The organism is Nonomuraea sp. NPDC054003, assembly GCF_055585125.1.
In genome coordinates, this window is sequence record NZ_JBVJKR010000001.1 from 597595 (window position 1) to 615890 (window position 18296).

Below are 18296 nucleotides of genomic sequence, written 5' to 3' on the forward strand. Positions count from 1 at the left end.
GCATGTCGGAGACCTTCGCCGCGCGGATCGCGCAGCTGCCGCCGGAGCGGCGCAAGCTCCTGCTGGAGCGGCTGGCAGGCGAGCGGCGGCCGCGCGCGCCGCGCACCGGGGAGCCGCCGGCCCTCTCCTTCGCGCAGGAACGGCTGTGGTTCCTGTGGTCCATGGCGCCGGACAGCTCCGCCTACAACGCCCCCGCCGCGGTACGGCTGCGCGGCCCGCTCGACGCCGAGGCGCTGGGCCGGGCGGTCGACGGGGTGGTGGCCAGGCACGAGATCCTGCGCACCCGCTACGTCGCGGAGGGCGGCGTGCCCGCCCAGGTCGTCGACCCCGCCGCCCCTGTCGGGCTGCCGGTCGTCCCGGTGACGGAGGGCGAGCTGCGCCGGCTGGCCGACCGGGAGTGCGCGGCCCCGTTCGACCTGGAGCGCGGTCCGGTGCTGCGCGCCACGCTGTTCAGGCTGGCGCCGGACGACCACGTGCTCCTCCTGGTCATCCACCACATCGCCGCCGACGGCTGGTCGCTGCCCATCCTGTGGCGGGAGCTGGACGCGCTCTACCGCGGCCAGGACCTGCCCGCGCTGGAGATCCAGTACGCCGACCACGCCCACCGCCAGCGTGCCGAGTCCGGCGGCGACGGGCTGGACCACTGGTGCGGCCAGCTGGCCGGGGTGGAGGAACTGGCCCTGCCGCTGGACCGGCCGCGCCCGCCGGAACCCGCCCACCGGGGGCAGCTCGTGCCGGTCCGGGTGCCTGACGACAGCGCCGCGCGGCTGCGCGAGCTGGCCAGGCGGAACGGCTCGACCCCGTTCATGGTGCTGCTCGCCGCGGTCCAGGCACTGCTGTCGCGGGTGACCGGTCAGCACGACATCGCCGTGGGCACCCCCACGGCGGGACGGGATCGGCAGGACGTCGCGCCGCTGATCGGCTTCTTCGTCAACACGCTGGTCGTCAGGACCGGCACGGCCGGCGACCCCACCTTCCGCGAGCTGCTGGCCAGGACCAAGGAAAGCGTCCTGAACGCCTTCGCCCACCAGCACATCCCGTTCGAGCGCGTCGTCGAGCGGCTCAACCCGGTGCGCGAGGCCGGGCGCAACCCGCTGTTCGACGTCATGGTCACCGGCGACAGCGACGCGGCGGGCGCGCGGCCCGAGCTCGGCGGGCTGGCGGTGGAGCCGTACCCGTGCGACGGCGGCGGCGCCCTGTTCGACCTGACCTTCAGCCTGGACGACTCCTTCGCGGGCACGCTGGAGTACGACGCGGAGCTGTTCGACCCGGGCACCGCCGAGCGCCTGGCCGGCCGGCTGGCCGAGCTGCTGCGGCAGGCCGCGGCCGACCCCGACCGGCCCGTCTCCGCGTACGACCTGATCAGCGAGGCCGAACGGCGGCGGCTGGCCGGATGGAACTCCACCGGGCTCGCCTTCGACCCGGAGACCGGGCTGGAGGCGAGCTTCGAGGCCTGTGCCGACGCCGCGCCCGGCGACCTGGCCCTGGTGTGCGGCGCGGAGCGGCTGACCTACGGCCAGGTGGAGGAGCGGGCCAACCGGCTCGCCCACCTGATCGCCGAGCTCGGCGCCGGGATCGACGACGTGGTGGCGGTCTGTGTGGGCCGCGGCCCAGACTCGGTGATCGCCCCACTGGCTGTGCTCAAGGCGGGCGCCGCCTTCTTCCCCGTCGACCCCGACCAGCCCGCGGACCGGCTGGCCGCCATGTTCGCCGGGGTCGCCCCCGCGGTCGTGCTGACCGGACCCGGCTTCGGCGCGGACGTCCCGCCGGGGCCGTGGCGCGTCGCCGACGTCGCCGGGGCGGCCGGGCGGCCCGCGCACCGGCCCGGACGGCGGGTGCACCCCGACGCGCTGGCCTACGTCATCCACACCTCGGGCTCGACCGGCACGCCCAAGGGCGTCATGGGCACCAGGAGGGGCCTGGCCAACCTCCGGGCCGACTGGGCCGCCCGCGAGCTCGCGGTCCGCCGCTGGCTGACGGTCGCCAGCCCGTCCTTCGACGTCTTCCTCGGTGACGTGGTCAGGAGCCTGACCTTCGGAGCGAGCCTGGTGATCGCGCCGCGCGCCCTGGCGCTCGACCCGGCCGCGCTGGCCGGCGCGCTGGCCGCCGAGCGGATCGAGGCGTTCGACAGCATCCCCGCCGTCCTGCACGGCCTGGCGGGACACGTGGCGGCCGGCGGACCGGAGCTGCCCGAGCTGCGGCTGCTGGTCTCCGGCGGCGACGCCCTGCCGGTGGCCGACTGCGACGCCCTCATGGCGACGTTCGGCCCCCGGGTGCGGGTGCTGAACGCGTGGGGCGCCACCGAGACCACCATCGACAGCACCATCCACGAGGCGCGCCGGGGCGCCCGCACCGTCTCGGGGATCGTGCCCGTCGGCCTCGCCGCCGCCAACACCGCCGTCCACGTGCTCGACGAACACGGCCGCCAGGTGCCGATCGGCGTCGTGGGCGAGCTGCACGTCGGCGGCCCCGGCGTCGCGCGCGGCTACGCGAACCAGCCCGCCGCGACCGCAGCGAGCTTCGTGCCCGACCCGTTCGCCGCGACGCCCGGCTCACGCCTGTACCGGACGGGAGACAGAGGGCGGCGGCTGCCCGACGGCAGCATCGAGTTCCTCGGCCGTGACGACGACCAGGTGAAGATCCGCGGGCACCGGGTGGAGCCCGGCGAGGTGCGCGCCGTCCTGCGCGCGCATCCCGCGGTGGCCGACTGCCACGTGCTGGCCTGGCCGGACGGGCGTGACCACCGCCTGGTCGGCTACGCCGTGCCGGACGGCGCAGCGGACGCCGCCGCGCTGCGCGACTTCTGCAACGAGCGGCTGCCGCGGCCGATGTGGCTGTCGTCCGTGGTCCTGGTGGACGAGCTGCCGCGCACGCTGAGCGGCAAGGTCGACCGCTCGCGCCTGCCGGACCCGGGCCCGGGGACGCAGGGCAGGCGGGCCGCCTACGAGGCGCCGCGCACGGAGCTGGAGGTGGCCGTGGCCGCGATCTGGCGGCGCGTGCTCGACCTCGACGGCACTCCCGGCGCCGAGATCGGCGCGCACGACGACTTCTTCGACCTCGGCGGCCACTCCATGCTCGCCACGCGGCTCCGGTTCGCGCTGCGGCAGGAGCTCGGCGCCGACCTCCCGGTCACCACCGTCTTCGAGGCGCCGACCGTGGCCGCCATGGCCGCCCGCGTCGCCGCCGCCCGCCCGGCGCCCGCCCCGATCGAGCCGGCACCGCGCGAGAGCGCGCTGCCGCTGTCGTTCGCGCAGGAACGGCTCTGGTTCCTGTGGAAACTCGCGCCCGGCAGCACCGCCTACAACATGCCGGTCTCGGTACGGCTGCGCGGCCCGCTCGACCGGGCCGCCCTCGCCCGCGCGCTCAGCGGCGTCGTCGCCAGGCACGAGATCCTCCGCACCCGCTACGTCGAGACCGACGGCCGGCCCCGCCAGGTCATCGACCCGCCCGCCCCTGTCGAGCTGGGCGACGGGCTCGACGACGCCCTGGAGCGGCCCTTCGACCTGGAGCACGGACCCGTGCTGCGGGCCAGGCTGCACCGCGAGCCGGACGGCGCGCACCTGCTGCTGCTGGTCTTCCACCACATCGCCTGCGACGGCTGGTCGCTGCCCGTCCTGTGGGACGAGCTGGCCGCCCTCTACCAGGGCCGCGAGCTGCCGAGACTCGACGTCCAGTACGCCGACCACGCCGTCCACCAGCGGTCCGCGGCCGAGCCGGGAAGCCTGGAGCACTGGACGGCCCGGCTGGCCGGCCTGGAACCACTCGACCTGCCCGCCGACCGGCCGCGCTCGCACACGGTCGCGGGACACGGCGACCACGTCCCGCTCGACCTGCCGACCGACGGCATGCACCGGCTCGCCCGCGAGCACGGCGTCACCGTCTACATGGTGCTGCTCGCCGCCGTGCACGCGCTGCTGTCGCGGCTGACCGGCCGGCACGACGTCGCCGTGGGCACCCCGGTCACCGGCCGCGACCACCCCGCCACCGAGCCGCTGATCGGCTTCTTCGTCAACACCCTGGTGCTGCGCGGCGACACCACGGGCGACCCTGACTTCGCCGAGCTGCTGCGGCGCACCAGGCGGACCGTCCTGGAGGCGTTCGCCCACCAGGACACCCCGTTCGAGCGCATCGTCGAGCGGCTCAACCCGGTGCGCGTGCCCGGCCGCAACCCGCTGTTCGACGTGCTGGTCACCTACTCCAAGGAGGAGCGCCGCGACGTCTGGACGCTGCCCGGCCTGGACGTGGAGCGGCTGGACACCCGGGTGCCCACAGCCCAGTTCGACCTGACCTTCGCCGTGCACGAGACCGGCGGCAGGCTGCACGGCGCGCTGCACTACGCGTGCGAGCAGTTCGACCGGCCGACGGCCGAGGCGATGGCGGCCCGGCTGACGCGGCTGCTCGGCGCGGCCGTCGCCGGCCCGGCCGAGCCGGTCTCGCGGCTGCCGCTGCTCAGCGCCGAGGAGAGCGGCTGGGCGGAGGGCCCCCGCCGCGACGCGGACCCCGAACCGCTGCCGCACGTCTTCTCCGGCCATGTCGCGCGTACGCCGGACGCCCCGGCGCTCGTCGCCGGAACGGCCACGTGGACCTACGCCGAGCTCGACCGCGAGGCCAACCGGATCGCCCACCACCTGATCGCGGCGGGCGCCGGACCGGAGAGCGTCGTCGCGCTCGCCCTGCCGCGCTCGGCCGAGCTGATCGCCGCCATCCTGGGCGTGCTCAAGGCCGGCGCCGCCTACCTGCCGCTCGACGTGAGCCACCCCGCCGAGCGCGTCGCGTCGACGCTGCGCGACGCCCGGCCCGGGCTCCTGCTCACCTGCCGCGCGGCGGACGTGCCGTACGAGCGCAGACTGCTGGTGGAGGAACTGGGCGGCGGGCCCGACCACGACCCGGGCACGCCGCTGACGCCGGAGACGGCGGCCTACGTCGTCTACACCTCGGGCTCCACCGGCACCCCCAAGGGCGTCGTGCTGGAGCATCGCGGTCTGGCGAACCTGACGGCCAACCTGGGCGAGCGGCTGGACGCCGCGGGCGGGCCCGCGCACCGGGTGCTGCAGCTCGTCTCTCCCGGTTTCGACGTGATGGTCTCCGAACTGGCGACGGCGTTCACGCGCGGCGGCTGCCTGGTGGTCGCGCCGGCCACGTACACCGGCGAGGAGCTCGGCGCCTTCCTGCGGGAGCAGCGGGTCAGCCTGGCCCACGTGCCGCCCGCGATCCTGGCCACCGTGCCGCGCGAGCCGTTCCCCGACCTGCGCGTGCTCGTCGTCGGCGGCGAGGGCTGCCCGGCCGGGCTGATGGAGTGGTGGTCCACCGGCCGCACGATGATCAACGCGTACGGTCCCAGCGAGGTGACCGTCGACGCGACCGCCTGGCGCTGCGAGCCGGGCACGATGCTCATCGGCCACCCGCTGCCCCGCGTCCAGGCGCACCTGCTGGACGCCGCCCTCCAGCCGGTGCCCCCCGGAAGCCGCGGCGAGCTGTACGTCGGCGGCCCCGGCGTCGGCCGCGGCTACCTCGGCAGGCCGGGGCTGACCGCGGCGCGCTTCGTCGCCTGGCACGGCGGCGCCCGCCTCTACCGGACCGGCGACCTGGCCCGGCGGCTGCCCGGCGGCGCGCTGGAGTTCCTCGGCCGCGCCGACGACCAGATCAAGCTGCGCGGTCACCGCATCGAACCGGCCGAGATCGAGCACGCGCTGGGCCGGGCGCCCGGCGTCACCTCGGCGGCGGTGATCTCCCGGGGCGACCAGCTGATCGCCTACGTCGTGCCCGCCCGCGCCAACCCGGCCGCCGTCATGGCGCACGCCCGCACCCAGCTGCCCACCCACCTGCTGCCCGCGGCGATCCTGCCGCTGGACGCGCTGCCTCTCACCCCCAACGGCAAGCTCGACAAGGCCGCCCTGCCCGAGCCGCCGGCCACCCGGCACCGGCCGCCCCGCACGCCGCGCGAGGAGACGCTGCTGCGGCTGTTCAACGACACGCTCAACGCCACCCACCTGGGCATCGACGACGACTTCTTCGCCAACGGCGGCCACTCCATCCTGGCCACCCGGCTGATCAGCCGCATCCGCGGCGCGCTGAGCGCGACGCTGACCATCCGCGACCTGTTCGACCATCCGACCGTGGCGGGGCTGGCGGAGGTGCTGCGCGAGGACGCCAGGCCCGCGCTGCGCCCGATGGCCAGGCCTGACCGGCTGCCGCTGTCCTTCACCCAGCGCCGCCTGTGGTTCCTGAACCGGCTGGAGGACGCGGGCGACCACGCCCAGAACACGCTCACCTGCCTGCGGCTGCGCGGGCCGCTGGCCACCACCGCGCTGGCCGCCGCGCTCACCGACGTGGTGGCCAGGCACGAGCCGCTCCGCACCGTCTTCCCCGAGGACGCCAGCGGTCCGTACCAGCGGATTCTCGCCCCCGCCGTCCTCGGCCTGGCCCCCGAGCCGGTCACCGAGGACGACCTGCCCGGCCTGCTGACCGACGTCGCCTCGCAGGGCTTCGACCTGACCCGCGAGACGCCGCTGCGCGCCAGGCTCTTCCAGCCGGCGGCGGACGAGTACGTGCTGCTCCTGGTCGTGCACCACATCGCCTGCGACGGCTGGTCGATGGCGCCGCTCGCGCGCGACCTGGCCGAGGCCTACCGCGCCAGGCTGGAGAACCGGGCTCCCGGCTGGCGGCCGCTGCCCGTGCGCTACGCCGACTTCGCGCTCTGGCAGGACCCGGGCGACGACCACCTGGACTTCTGGCGCACCACCCTGGAGGGCCTGCCCGACCAGCTGGAGCTGCCCACGGACCGGCCGCGCCCGGCGATCGCCAGCTACCGCGGCGACACCGTGCCCTTCACCATCCCCGCCGGGGTGCACGGGCGCATGGCCGAGGTGGCGCGCGAGCACGGCGTCAGCCTCTTCATGGTCACGCAGGCGGCGCTCGCCGCGCTGCTCACCCGGCTGGGCGCGGGGAGCGACATCCCGATCGGCACCGCGGTGGCCGGCCGTACGGACGAGAGTCTCGACGACCTGGTCGGCTGCTTCATCAACACGCTGGTGCTGCGCACCGACACCTCGGGCGACCCGAGCTTCGGCGAGCTGCTCGCCCGGGTGCGGCACGCGAACCTGGCCGCCTACGAGCACCAGGAGACCCCGTTCGAGCGGGTCGTCGAGGCGGTCAACCCGACCAGGACGCTCGCCCGCTTCCCACTCTTCCAGGTGCTGCTGGTCTTCCAGAACAACGCCGCCGCCGACCTGTCCTTCCCCGGCGTGCGCTCGGCCCACGAGCCGGTACGGCACGGCACCGCGGACTACGACCTGACCCTCGACGTCATCGAGCGCTACGACGAGTGCGGCCGCCCCGAGGGGATGGACGCCTACCTGGAGTACGCCGTCGACCTGTTCGACCGCTCGACAGCCGAGTCCATGGCCGAGCGCCTGCTGCGCCTGCTGGAGGCCGCCGTCGAGGACCCGGGCACCCGCGTCGGGGCGCTGCCCGTGCTCACGTTCGACGAGCTGGAGCTGGAGTTCGCCCGCTCGCGCGGTCCCCGGATCGAGCCGCCGGAGCTGACCGTGCCGGAGAGCTTCGCACGGCAGGCCGCCAGGACCCCGGACGCCGTCGCCGTCGTGGCGGGTGACCGCCGGTGGAGCTTCGCCGAGCTCAACCGCCGGGCCAACGCCATCGCCCACCACCTCCGCGCCCGGGGCGCGGGACCGGAGCAGCTGATCGCGCTGGCGCTGCCCCGGGGCGCCGAGATGATCGCGGCGGTGCTGGGCGTGCTGAAGGCGGGCGCCGCCTACCTGCCGCTGGACCTGGAGCACCCGGCGGAGCGCATCGCCTACACGCTGGACGACGCGCGACCGCTGCTGGTGCTGGCCACGCGGGAGAGCGCGGTGCCGTACGAGCGGACCGCGCTGCTGGAGGAGGTGCCCGACGGCCCCGGCCACGACCCGGGCACGCCGCCGCGCCCCGGGCACGCCGCCTACGTCATCTACACCTCCGGCTCCACCGGGCGGCCCAAGGGCGTGGTGCTGGAACACCGCGGCCTGGCACACCTGCTCGGCGCGCACCGGCACGGGCTGTTCACCGCGGCCCGCGGCGAGCGGCTGCGCATCGGCTTCGTGGTGCCGCTGACCTTCGACACCTCGTGGGACTCGATGCTGTGGCTGATGGACGGCCACGAGCTGCACGTCATCGACGACGTCACCCGCCGGACGCCGGAGGACCTGGTCGACTACATCGACGTGCACCGCATCGGCTTCGTCGACCTCACCCCCGTCTTCATGGAGCAACTGGTCGCCGCCGGGCTGTTCGCGCCGGGCAGGCACCACCCGAAGGCGCTGATGGTCGGCGGCGAGGCGGTCTCGGCGGGGCTGTGGCGGTCGATGCGGGAAGCGCCCGTCACCGACAGCTACAACTACTACGGCCAGACCGAGTGCACCAACGACAGCACCGGATACCGGGTGCGCGACGGCGACATCCCGCTGATCGGCCACCCGCTGGCCAACACCGAGGTGCTGCTGCTCGACGACAACCTGCTGCCGGTGCCGCCCGGCGTGCGCGGCGAGCTGTACATCGGCGGCCCCGGCGTCGGCCGCGGCTACCTCGGCCGGCCGGGCCTGACCGCCCAGCGCTTCGTGGCCGCCCCCGGCGGGCGGCGCTGGTACCGCACGGGCGACCAGGCCAGGCGGCGGGCCGACGGCGCGCTGGAGTTCGTCGGCCGGGCCGACAACCAGGTCAAACTGCGCGGCCACCGCATCGAGCTGGCCGAGATCGAGAACACGCTCGGGCAGGCGCCCGGCGTCGCCCAGGCGGCGGTCATCGTCCGCGACGACCAGCTCGTGGCCTACGTGACCCCCGAGCACGCGGACCCGGCGCGGCTGCACAGCCACGCCCTGGCCCACCTGCCGACCCACATGCTGCCCGCCGCCTACCTGCCGCTGCCCGAGCTGCCGCTCAACGCCAACGGCAAGCTCGACCGCCGGGCGCTGCCGGAACCGCCGCGCACCGGGCACAGGCCGCCGCGCACCCCGCGCGAGCACACCCTGCTCGGCCTGTTCACCGAGGTCCTGGAGCGGCCGGAACTCGGGGTCGACGACAACTTCTTCGCCGCCGGCGGCCACTCCATCCTGGCCGCCCGGCTGATCAGCAGGGTGCGTTCGACGCTCGGCGCCTCGCTCAGCATCCGCGACCTGTTCGCCGCGCCCACGGTGGCCGAACTGACCGAGCGCCTGTCCGGCGGCGGCGCCGGCGACGACCCGTTCGACGTGCTGCTGCCGCTGCGGCCCTCGGGCACGCTGCCGCCGCTGTTCTGCGTGCATCCGGTCGGCGGCGTCAGCTGGTGCTACAGCAGTCTGCTGCCGCACATCGAGCCGGACCGGCCGGTCTACGGCCTGCAGGCCACCGGACCCGACCAGCCCGGCTCGGTGGCCGAGATGGCCGAGCGCTACCTGGAGGTCATCCGCCGCGTGCGGCCGGAAGGGCCCTACCACCTGCTCGGCTGGTCGTTCGGCGGCCTGGTGGCGCACGCCATGGCCGAGCGGCTGCCGGGTGAGGTCGGGCTGCTGGCCCTGCTCGACGGCTATCCCGCCTTCTCGGGCGCGGAGCGGCCGGGCATCGAGGACGCCGCCGAGGCCCGCGCCCTGCTCATGGACTCCGTCGGCTACGCGGCCGACCTCGACGAGGAGCTCGTCGCGTCGATGACGGAGACCGTGCTGCGCAACTCCAAGCTGCTCGACACCCACCGGCCCGGCCGCTACGACGGCGACGCTCACCTGTTCGTCGCCACCCGGACCTGGCCGGCCGGGCTGTCGGCGGCCGGGATCTGGGCGCCGCACGTGGCGGGACGGCTGGCCGTACACGAGATCGACTGCGACCACGACGCCATGGCCAGGGCCGAGGCGATGGCCCTGATCGGGCCGATCGTGGCCGGACACTGCCGGGAGGCATGAAGCGATGTTCAAAGTCGTCGTCAACCACGAGGAGCAGTACTCCGTCTGGCCCGAGGGCCGCGACAATCCCGCCGGCTGGACCGACGAGGGGGTCCGCGGCAGCCGTGAGGAGTGTCTGGAGCACATCTCGGCCATCTGGACCGACATGCGGCCGCTCAGCCTGAGAGGACAGCACTGATGATCAACGACGTGGTGATCGTGGGCGGCGGGACCGCGGGCTGGATGACCGCCACCTACCTCAAGAGGGCCTTCGGCGACCGGGTCTCCGTCACCCTGGTCGAATCGCCCCGAATCCCCACCATCGGGGTGGGCGAGGCGACCTTCAGCACCGTCCGCCACTTCTTCGACTATCTCGGCCTCGACGAGCGGGAGTGGATGCCGCAGTGCTCCGCCTCCTACAAGCTGGCCATCCGCTTCCAGAACTGGCGCGGCGACGGCACCCACTTCTACCACCCGTTCGAGCGGCTGCGGGTGAGCAACGGGTTCACCCTCGCCGACTGGCACCTGCAACTGAACGGCGCGGCCGAGCCGTTCGACCGGCACTGCTACCTCACCCCGTGGCTGTGCGAGGCCCGGCGCTCGCCGAGGCTCCTCGACGGAAGCCTCTTCGCCTCCGGGCTGGACGGCTCGCTGGGCCGCTCCACCCTGGACGAGCAGCGGGCCCAGTTCCCGTACGCCTACCACTTCGACGCCGCGCAGCTCGCCGCCTACCTCACCGGCATCGGCGTACGGGGCGGCGTGCGCCACGTGCTCGACGACGTCACCGCGGTCGGCCGGGACGAGCGGGGCTGGATCAGCCACGTCTCCACCAAGGAGCACGGCGACGTGACCGGGCAGCTCTTCGTCGACTGCACCGGCTTCCGTGGCCTGCTGATCAACCAGACGCTCGGCGAGCGCTTCCGCTCCTTCACCGACGTGCTGCCCAACAACCGCGCCGTCGCGCTCCGCGTCCCGCGCGAGGAGCAGGAGCTGATCAACCCGTACACCACGGCGACGGCCATGGACGCGGGCTGGATCTGGACCATCCCGCTCTACGGCCGCAACGGCACCGGCTACGTCTACTCCGACGAGTACTGCTCCCCGGAGGAGGCCGAGCGCACGCTGCGCGCCTTCGCCGCACCCGGCCGCGACGACCTGGAGGCCAACCACATCCGGATGCGGATCGGCCGCAACGAGCGTTCCTGGGTCGGCAACTGCGTCGCGGTCGGCCTGTCCAGCGGGTTCGTCGAACCCCTGGAGTCGACCGGCATCTTCTTCATCCAGCACGCCATCGAGCAGCTGGTCAAGCACTTCCCCGACGAGCGGTGGGAGCCGCGCCTGATCGACGGCTACAACGACAGGGTCGCCAGGGTGATCGACGGGGTGCGGGAGTTCCTGGTGCTGCACTACCGCGCCGCCGCCCGCGCCGACACGCCGTTCTGGAAGGAGACGAAGGTCCGCCCGATCCCGGAGTGGCTGGCCGGGTTCCTGCCGGTCGCGGCCACCCGGCTCCCGGACGAGAGCACGATCTACCCCTACTACCACGGGTTCGAGCTCTACTCGTGGATCACGATGCTGCTCGGCCTGGGCCACTACAAGCCCGGCCCGCGCCCCGCGCTCGCCCATCTCGACCCCGCGGGGGCCAGGGCGGAGTTCGCCGACCTGCGCGCCGGGGCCCAGCGGATGGCGGCGGCGCTGCCCGCCGCCCACGAGTACCTGACGAGCTTGCGTTGACCCCGCTCGCCGAGTCCTGCCGCGCGTTCATGAGCGCCTATCCGACGGGCGTGGCGGTGGTGACGGCGATGAGCTCGGACGGCGAACCCTGCGGGCTCACCTGCTCCTCGCTGATCAGCGTCACGCTCACCCCGCCGACGCTGCTGGTCAGCATGAACGTGCACAGCCGCACCCTGGCGGCCACCGTCGACGCCGGCGGATTCGGCGTCAACCTGCTGCCCGCCAGGTCGCGGCCGGCCGCCGAGCTGTTCTCGTCGCTCACCGCCGACCGGTTCTCCGCAATCCGGTGGGCTCCCGCGGGACCGCGGCGGCTGCCCCGGCTGGAGGAGGACCTGCACGGCTGGGCGGAGTGCGCGGTGGAGCAGGTCCTGACCGTCGGGGACCACGCGGTCGTGCTCGGCCGGGTGGTCGACATCGCCAGTGACCCCGAATCCCCGCTCATGTACGGCTTCCGGGAATACGCCACGTGGCACCGGGACGCGGAAAGGACCCTTCGTGCTTGACATCGCCCTGGTCAACATGCCGTTCGCCGACCGCAGGCGGCCGTCGTTCGCGCTGAGCCAGCTCTCCTCGCTGGTGCAGCGCGACTTCGGCGACGAGGCCAGAGTACGGGTCTGCTACCTCAACCACGACGTGGTGCGCTTCTTCGGCGCCGAGCTGTACGACGCCGTCGCCGAGGGCATGGAGCACCACGTCGCCGGCATCGGCGACTGGCTCTTCGGCCAGGTCGCCTTCCCGGACGCGCCCGACAACGGCGAGGAGTACTTCAGCCGCTACTTCGCCGGCCCCGCGCACGCGGCTCTGCGGGCCCGGCTGATGCGGCACCGCGAGCGGCTGGGCGAGTTCTGCGCCCACCTGGCGGAGAAGTACCGGCTGGCCGAGGCCGACGTGGTCGGGTTCAGCTCGATGTTCATGCAGACCGTGCCCAGCCTGGCCATGGCGGCCGTCGTCAAGGAGCGCTCGCCCGGCACCGTCACGGTCATGGGCGGCGCCAACTGCGAGGCGCCGATGGGCGCGGCCCTCGTGGAGCACGCCGGTCAGCTCGACTACGCCTTCTCGGGCCCCGCCCTGCGGAGCTTCCCCCGCTTCCTGCGCGCGGTGATCGACGGCGACGAGGAGACCCCGCACCGCATCCCCGGCGTCGTGTCGCGGCGCAACTGCCAGGAGGATCGCTACCGGCGGGCCATCGGCGCCGACACCGACATCGACGACTGCCTGGAGCCCGACTACGCCTCGTTCGTCTCGTCCTTCGACGAGCTGACCGCGGCCGTCGAGGACAAGGTCGAGCCGATCCTGTTCTTCGAGACCTCGCGCGGCTGCTGGTGGGGTGAGCGCTCGCACTGCACGTTCTGCGGGCTCAACGGGCAGGGCATGGCCTATCGCGCGATGGCGCCGGACCGGGCCGTCGCCCAGTTCGAGCGGCTCTTCGAGTACGCGCCCTGGTGCACCGTCTACTCCTGCACGGACAACATCATGCCGCTGGAGTACCTCACCGAGGTCCTGCCCCGGCTGCGGCCGCCCTCCGGCGCGTCGATCTTCTACGAGGTCAAGGTCGGCCTCGACCAGCAGGACATGAGCGAGATGGCCAGGGCCGGCGTCGACCGGATCCAGCCCGGCATCGAGGCGCTGTCGACGGGCACGCTGAAACTGATGAAGAAGGGCTCCTCGGCGTTCCAGAACATCCAGCTGCTGAAGAACTGCGTGCGGTACGGCATCGCCCCGGCGTGGAACCTGCTCATCGGCTTCCCCGGCGAGCCGGAGTCGACCTTCGCCAAGTATCTCGACGACCTGCCGTCGCTGGCCCACCTGCCGCCGCCGGAAGGCGTCTTCCCGGTACGGTTCGACCGCTACAGCCCCTACTTCAACCAGGCCGGCGACTTCGGCCTCGACCTGCACCCGGTGGACCACTACCGGCTCACCTACCCCTTCCCCGAGGAGTCGCTGAGCCGGCTGGCCTACTACTTCAACGACCGGGCCGTCGCACCGTACATGATCGGCGTGGCCAGGTGGATCCGCCCGCTCACCGCGGCCGTGGCCGACTGGTCACGCGGCTGGGAGGACGGCGACCCGCCCGTCCTGCGGCTGGAGGAGGAGGCCGGGTCGTGGTTCGTGCGCGACTCCCGCCCGGGGACGGCGTCCCGGTACGCGCTGGACGAGGCGGTGGCGCGCACGCTGCTCGTCCTCGAACGCCCCACCCGCGTGGACCGCCTGACCCCCGAGCAGGCCGGGCACCTCGGCGAGCTGCGCGAGCGCGGCCTGATCTTCACCGAGGGGGAGCGGGCGATGAGCCTGGTGCTGGCCGAGACCGGGACCGATCCGATGCCCCGGCCGCGGCGCTCACTGGTCAGCTCCCGCCGCCGGCCGCTCGTGCTGACGACCGGCTAGACGGCATCTTTGTGCCAGTCACGCGGCCGGGCCCGCCGGGCCTGCGGGCCCGGTGATGTGATCGAAGTCCCGACACCGGAGAGCGTGATGCACGACTTCGACCACTGGGCGGAGCTCTACCTCGCCTGGACCGCGATGGGCGGCGCCGATCCACGGGAGATCGCCTACTACCAGCGGCTGACCGGCAGTGCGGACGGGTCCGTCGCCGATCTCGGCATCGGCGCGGGCCGGTTGGCCGCCGAGCTCAAACCCCGGGTCGGGGTGGACGTCTCGGCGGCGATGCTGCGCGCGGCCCGCGAGCGGCTGGGCGACGGCGTCCGGCTGATCCAGGCAGACCTGGCGGCCTGCGAGCTGCCCGAGCCGGTGGCGCTGCAGTACTGCGGCCAGAACACCCTCAACCATCTGCCGCGCGGGGCCGTCCGCGACGCGCTGGCCTGCGCGTTCCGCAACGCCCTGCCGGGCGGGCGGCTCGCCTTCGAGGTCGTCCAGCCGCGCCCCGAGCGGCAGAAGGCCCGGGACGGCGTGCCCAGGCTGCGGGTCTGGGACGAGCGGCGGGCCGTGTGGGAGGTCACCCGCATGCTGGACAAGCAGGGGCTGGAGGTGGAGATGATCGGGCTGCTCGAAGCGCTCGACGAGCGCCGGGTGGTGGACCGGCGCTACTTCCCGCCGATCCGGATGTGCTTCCTGACCATGGCCGAGATCGAGCGGTGGGCGGGCGAGACGGGCTGGGAGGTGGAGAGCGCGCACGCCGGGTTCACCGGCGAGCCGCTCGCGCCCGGTTCCTCGACGGCCGTGTGGTGCCTGCGCAGGCCGGCATGAACGGGCCCGTCGTCAGCGCGGAGCAGGTGGTCGCGACCCTTGAGCTGATCACCGGCCAGGAGCTGGAGACGCCCGGCGAGGTGCTCTACGCCGCCAGGCGCGAGCAGCCCTCTCTGGTGGCGACGCTGCTCAGCGCCTGGGAGAGCGAGGGGCGGCGGCTCAGCCCGGCCCTGGCGCACGAGCTGGAGCAGCAGCGCGGCCGGATGGCCTTCTACCGCGACCAGTGGGCGCGCCTGCCGGACCGGCCCGTCTCGCTCAAGGGGCTGGAGTTCGCCGACCGCTATCCGGGTGGCCTGCTCAGGTACATGAACGACCTCGACCTCTGGATACCCGACCGCGACCGGCTGTGGGCGCTGACCGGGTGGCTGCTCGCCGAGGGCTGGTCGATGCACACCGCCTCGTTCGTCAGGCTCGGCGGCGCGACCCAGGTGATCGTCAGCCTGCGACGCCTGCCGGATGATCCGTACGCCCTGCCGTACGGGATCGAGCTGAGCACGCTCGCCTACATCGGCGACGGGATCGCGGCGCCGCACCGCACGGAGGCGCCGGCGGACCCGGTGGTCAAGAACCTCCTGGCACTGTTGTACGAGCGGTTCGAGCAGCCCTACCGGGTCAGGGACCTGATCGACGCCGCGCTGCTGCTCGGCGGCGCGGACGAGGCCACGCTCGCCCGGTGCGCGCCGGCGGTCGGCGCGGCGGAGCTCTGGCCCGAGTACGCCGAGCTGGCGCGGCTGCTGCGGCAGAGCCCGTTCGACGTGCCGGACCTGCCGGGCGAGCGCCGGGCGCAGGTCCGGCAGAGCCGGTCGCGGCGGCGCGCCAGGGTGCTGAGGGCGCTGCGCCGGCCGCTCCGCCTGGCGGCCACGACGCTGCAGCTGCGCAGGCCGGGAACGGCGATCCTGGAACGGCTGAGCCCGCGGGCCGCGCTGGAGGCGGGGCTGATCCTCTTCGCGCTGCCGGTCGAGGGCGGCGAGCGTGCGGACGTGCTGACGCTGCGTGAGTACGGCGGGGCGATGTGGGCGCACACGCCGGTGGGACGGTTCATCCTGGTCCACGGGACTGAGGTGGACGAGGACCTGCTGGCCGGGGCTGAGCCGGTGGGCGCGCTGTGAGCCGCCCGGTCCACGTCGCCGAGCGCGGCGCGGCGCCCGCCTGGCTGGCGCATCGGCCCGGCGCCGCGGTGACCACGGTCAGCGTGTGGCTGCGCGCCGGTTCCCGGCACGAGCGGCCCGGCGTCGAGGGCGGCACCCACCTGCTTGAGCACATCCTGATGCAGGTCCCGTCGGCCGGCGGGGAGCGGGTGATCGACCTGCTGGAGGATCTCGGCGGCGAGGCGAACGCGATCACCAGCCGTGAGCATCTGGTCCTGTACGCGCGGGTGCCGAGCGAGGAGGCGGCCGCGGCGCTGGACATCCTGGCCCGCGCCCTGGCCGAGCCCGAGCTGAGCGCGCCGGTGCTGGAGGCCGAGCGCAAGGTCGTCCAAGAGGAGCTGCGGCTGGCCGCGGCGGACCCCCTGGACGTGGTCCACGACATCTTCTTCGGGCTGGCCTATCCGGGCCACCCGCTGGGCAGGCCGGTCGGCGGGACGATCGAGGAGGTCGGCAGGCTGGAGCTGGACGCGCTGCGCGACCATCACCGGCGCTTCCTCGGCTCGGCCGGCGTGGTGGTGTGCGGCGGCGCCGACCCCGACGACCTGCTGCGCGTCCTGGACAAGGGACCGCTGGCCGCGCTGCCGCCGTGGCAGGAGAGCGATCCCGGCGAGCCGCCCGCCTGGGGCGGCGGGCGCGAAGCGCTGCGGCTGAACGCCGACACCACCGGGGTGGTGCTGGGCGGCCCGGCGGCCGCGTACCGGGATCCGCTGCGCCACCGCTGGCCCGTGCTGATGGAGCTGCTGGCCGGGGCCAGCTCGGCGCTGCTCACCGAGGAGCTGCGCAACCGGCGGGGGCTCTGCTACGAGCTGTGGCCGATGGTGGCCCCCTACCGCGACGCGGGGACCTGGCGGGTCTTCCTCGCCACCGCGCCCGAACATCTGGACGAGGTCGTCGACCGCGCGACGGAACTGCTCGCCGAGCCGCGCTGGACGGAGGCGGAGGTGACGCGGGCCGCCAGGCGCGCGGCCGGGCTGCTGCGGCTGGAAGCGGAGCAGTCGCTGGAAGAGGTCCTGCTGTACGGCAAGCACGCCCTGGTGGCGGGCACCCCCCACTGGACCCTCGCCGACGAGCTCGCGGCGATGGAGGCGGTGCGCGGGCCCGGCCTGGCCGAGATCCCTGGCCCGCTCGCCGTGGCGACCGCGGGCGGCGCGTAATGGCGTCTTGCTGCCAACAAACGCGGCGGCCCGCGAGAAGGCTGCGGGAAACAGCGACCATGGGGCCCAGGAAATCGCCGTGTGGAAAGGAGAGAAATGGACCGGCAGCGTCGAGTCAGTCTTCGCCCCAAGCTGACCAGGAAATGAGGCAGGAAAACATGGACCGGCGCCATTTCGTCGTCCGTCGTCCCAAGCTCCGGAGAAAGTGAGACGATCCCATGGATCGGCACATCTACATTGTCATCAAACGCCCCCGCGTCCGGAAATCCCGTAAGAGCTAGAAACTAAGGAAGTGACGGATGGCCGAGATCGTGTGGGACAGGACGATCCTGTTCCTGTTTCCGCCCGACGCGTTGATGCGGCATCTCGTCACTCCGGTCCTGGAACGGCTGGAGGAGCACGGGTTCGAGCCGACTCGCTACGAGGTGCTGTGGCACCGGCCGCCCGGGCAGGACGCCTTCCAGGAAACCAAGATCACTTCCGTCTGGAAGGCCTACTTCTACCGGCAGGTCGACGTGGTGTTCGATCTCGGGCCGAGCCTCGCCCTGCTGGTAGAGGACAGGTCGTCCGCGCCGGAGCCGCACCGGCGGCTGCGTGCCCTGAAGGGCGCCAGCGACCCGGCGGCGGCCGAGCCCGGCACGATCAGGCGTGACCTGCGCGGCGTCAACGTGCTGCTGGACCTGGTGCACAGCTCCGACAGCCCGGAGGATTCCCGGCACGAGGCCGGGATCTTCATGGGCGAGGGCCACGGCACGGCGCTCCACGGCGACCAGGGGCCGCTCCGCGACCTGGTGGCGCTCCTGGAGGCCGGTGTGCCGCGCGAGAGCAGGGAGTTCGACGACGTGCGCGCCGGGTTGCGCTCGCGGGTCGTGGCCGCGCTCTGGCACGAGCTCGACGACGGGGCGCGCAAGCTGGCCCCCGAGCTGGCCGTGTCGGCCAGGGACGGCGCGGGCGCCGAGCTCGCCGCGCTGCTCCCCGCCGGCCATCCGCTGGCCGAGCTCCTGGCCTGCGAGTTCCTGCCGGAAGGCGAGCGTCTCGACCTGCGGCGGGCGGCGGCCAAGCTGGCGGTCCACGGGGTGTCGATGGACCGATGGGAGCACGCGGTGCTGCAGACGTCGATGTTGTTCCCGCCGCTGCGCCGCTGGCAGTGA

At 73.9% G+C, this 18296-nt stretch carries 9 protein-coding genes; all 9 read left to right on the forward strand.

Going from position 1 to position 18296, the window contains the following annotated elements:
• Positions 1 to 2 precede the first annotated feature (2 nt).
• Positions 3 to 9926 (forward strand): non-ribosomal peptide synthetase, encoded by a 9924-nt coding sequence (locus ACZ6YG_RS02460; protein ID WP_466017010.1) that lies wholly within the window; start codon positions 3 to 5, stop codon positions 9924 to 9926.
• A gap of 4 nt (positions 9927 to 9930) precedes the next feature.
• The gene (locus tag ACZ6YG_RS02465; protein ID WP_148030373.1) at positions 9931 to 10104 is read left to right on the forward strand and encodes an MbtH family protein; all 174 of its coding nucleotides are present in this window, start codon (positions 9931 to 9933) and stop codon (positions 10102 to 10104) included.
• Positions 10104 to 11639 carry a tryptophan halogenase family protein gene (locus ACZ6YG_RS02470; RefSeq protein WP_148030374.1) on the forward strand — a complete coding sequence of 512 codons (1536 nt, stop codon included), beginning with the start codon at positions 10104 to 10106 and terminating at the stop codon, positions 11637 to 11639. The genes ACZ6YG_RS02465 and ACZ6YG_RS02470 overlap by 1 nt, the downstream gene beginning before the upstream one ends.
• A complete protein-coding gene (locus ACZ6YG_RS02475) occupies positions 11636 to 12142 on the forward strand; it encodes a flavin reductase family protein (protein ID WP_148030375.1) in 507 nt (168 codons plus the stop codon). The genes ACZ6YG_RS02470 and ACZ6YG_RS02475 overlap by 4 nt, the downstream gene beginning before the upstream one ends.
• The gene (locus ACZ6YG_RS02480; protein WP_466017011.1) at positions 12135 to 14024 is read left to right on the forward strand and encodes a RiPP maturation radical SAM C-methyltransferase; all 1890 of its coding nucleotides are present in this window, start codon (positions 12135 to 12137) and stop codon (positions 14022 to 14024) included. The genes ACZ6YG_RS02475 and ACZ6YG_RS02480 overlap by 8 nt, the downstream gene beginning before the upstream one ends.
• Positions 14025 to 14111: 87 nt before the next feature.
• Complete coding sequence (locus ACZ6YG_RS02485; RefSeq protein ID WP_148030377.1) at positions 14112 to 14843, forward strand: class I SAM-dependent DNA methyltransferase; 732 nt, start codon at positions 14112 to 14114, stop codon at positions 14841 to 14843.
• Complete coding sequence (locus ACZ6YG_RS02490) at positions 14840 to 15952, forward strand: hypothetical protein (RefSeq protein WP_466017012.1); 1113 nt, start codon at positions 14840 to 14842, stop codon at positions 15950 to 15952. The genes ACZ6YG_RS02485 and ACZ6YG_RS02490 overlap by 4 nt, the downstream gene beginning before the upstream one ends.
• The gene (locus ACZ6YG_RS02495) at positions 15949 to 17145 is read left to right on the forward strand and encodes a M16 family metallopeptidase (RefSeq protein ID WP_466017013.1); all 1197 of its coding nucleotides are present in this window, start codon (positions 15949 to 15951) and stop codon (positions 17143 to 17145) included. The genes ACZ6YG_RS02490 and ACZ6YG_RS02495 overlap by 4 nt, the downstream gene beginning before the upstream one ends.
• A gap of 299 nt (positions 17146 to 17444) precedes the next feature.
• Positions 17445 to 18296, forward strand: a complete 852-nt coding sequence (locus tag ACZ6YG_RS02500) for a nucleoside-diphosphate kinase (protein ID WP_148030380.1) — start codon at positions 17445 to 17447, stop codon at positions 18294 to 18296.

What these genes read in the sequence shown, in the direction of transcription:
- ACZ6YG_RS02470 (WP_148030374.1), top strand. Translation starts at nt 10,104, where the DNA reads ATGATCAACGACGTGGTGATCGTGGGCGGCGGGACCGCGGGCTGGATG.
- ACZ6YG_RS02485 (WP_148030377.1), top strand. Translation starts at nt 14,112, where the DNA reads ATGCACGACTTCGACCACTGGGCGGAGCTCTACCTCGCCTGGACCGCG.
- ACZ6YG_RS02460 (WP_466017010.1), top strand. Translation starts at nt 3, where the DNA reads ATGTCGGAGACCTTCGCCGCGCGGATCGCGCAGCTGCCGCCGGAGCGG.
- ACZ6YG_RS02490 (WP_466017012.1), top strand. Translation starts at nt 14,840, where the DNA reads ATGAACGGGCCCGTCGTCAGCGCGGAGCAGGTGGTCGCGACCCTTGAG.
- ACZ6YG_RS02500 (WP_148030380.1), top strand. Translation starts at nt 17,445, where the DNA reads ATGGCCGAGATCGTGTGGGACAGGACGATCCTGTTCCTGTTTCCGCCC.
- ACZ6YG_RS02465 (WP_148030373.1), top strand. Translation starts at nt 9,931, where the DNA reads ATGTTCAAAGTCGTCGTCAACCACGAGGAGCAGTACTCCGTCTGGCCC.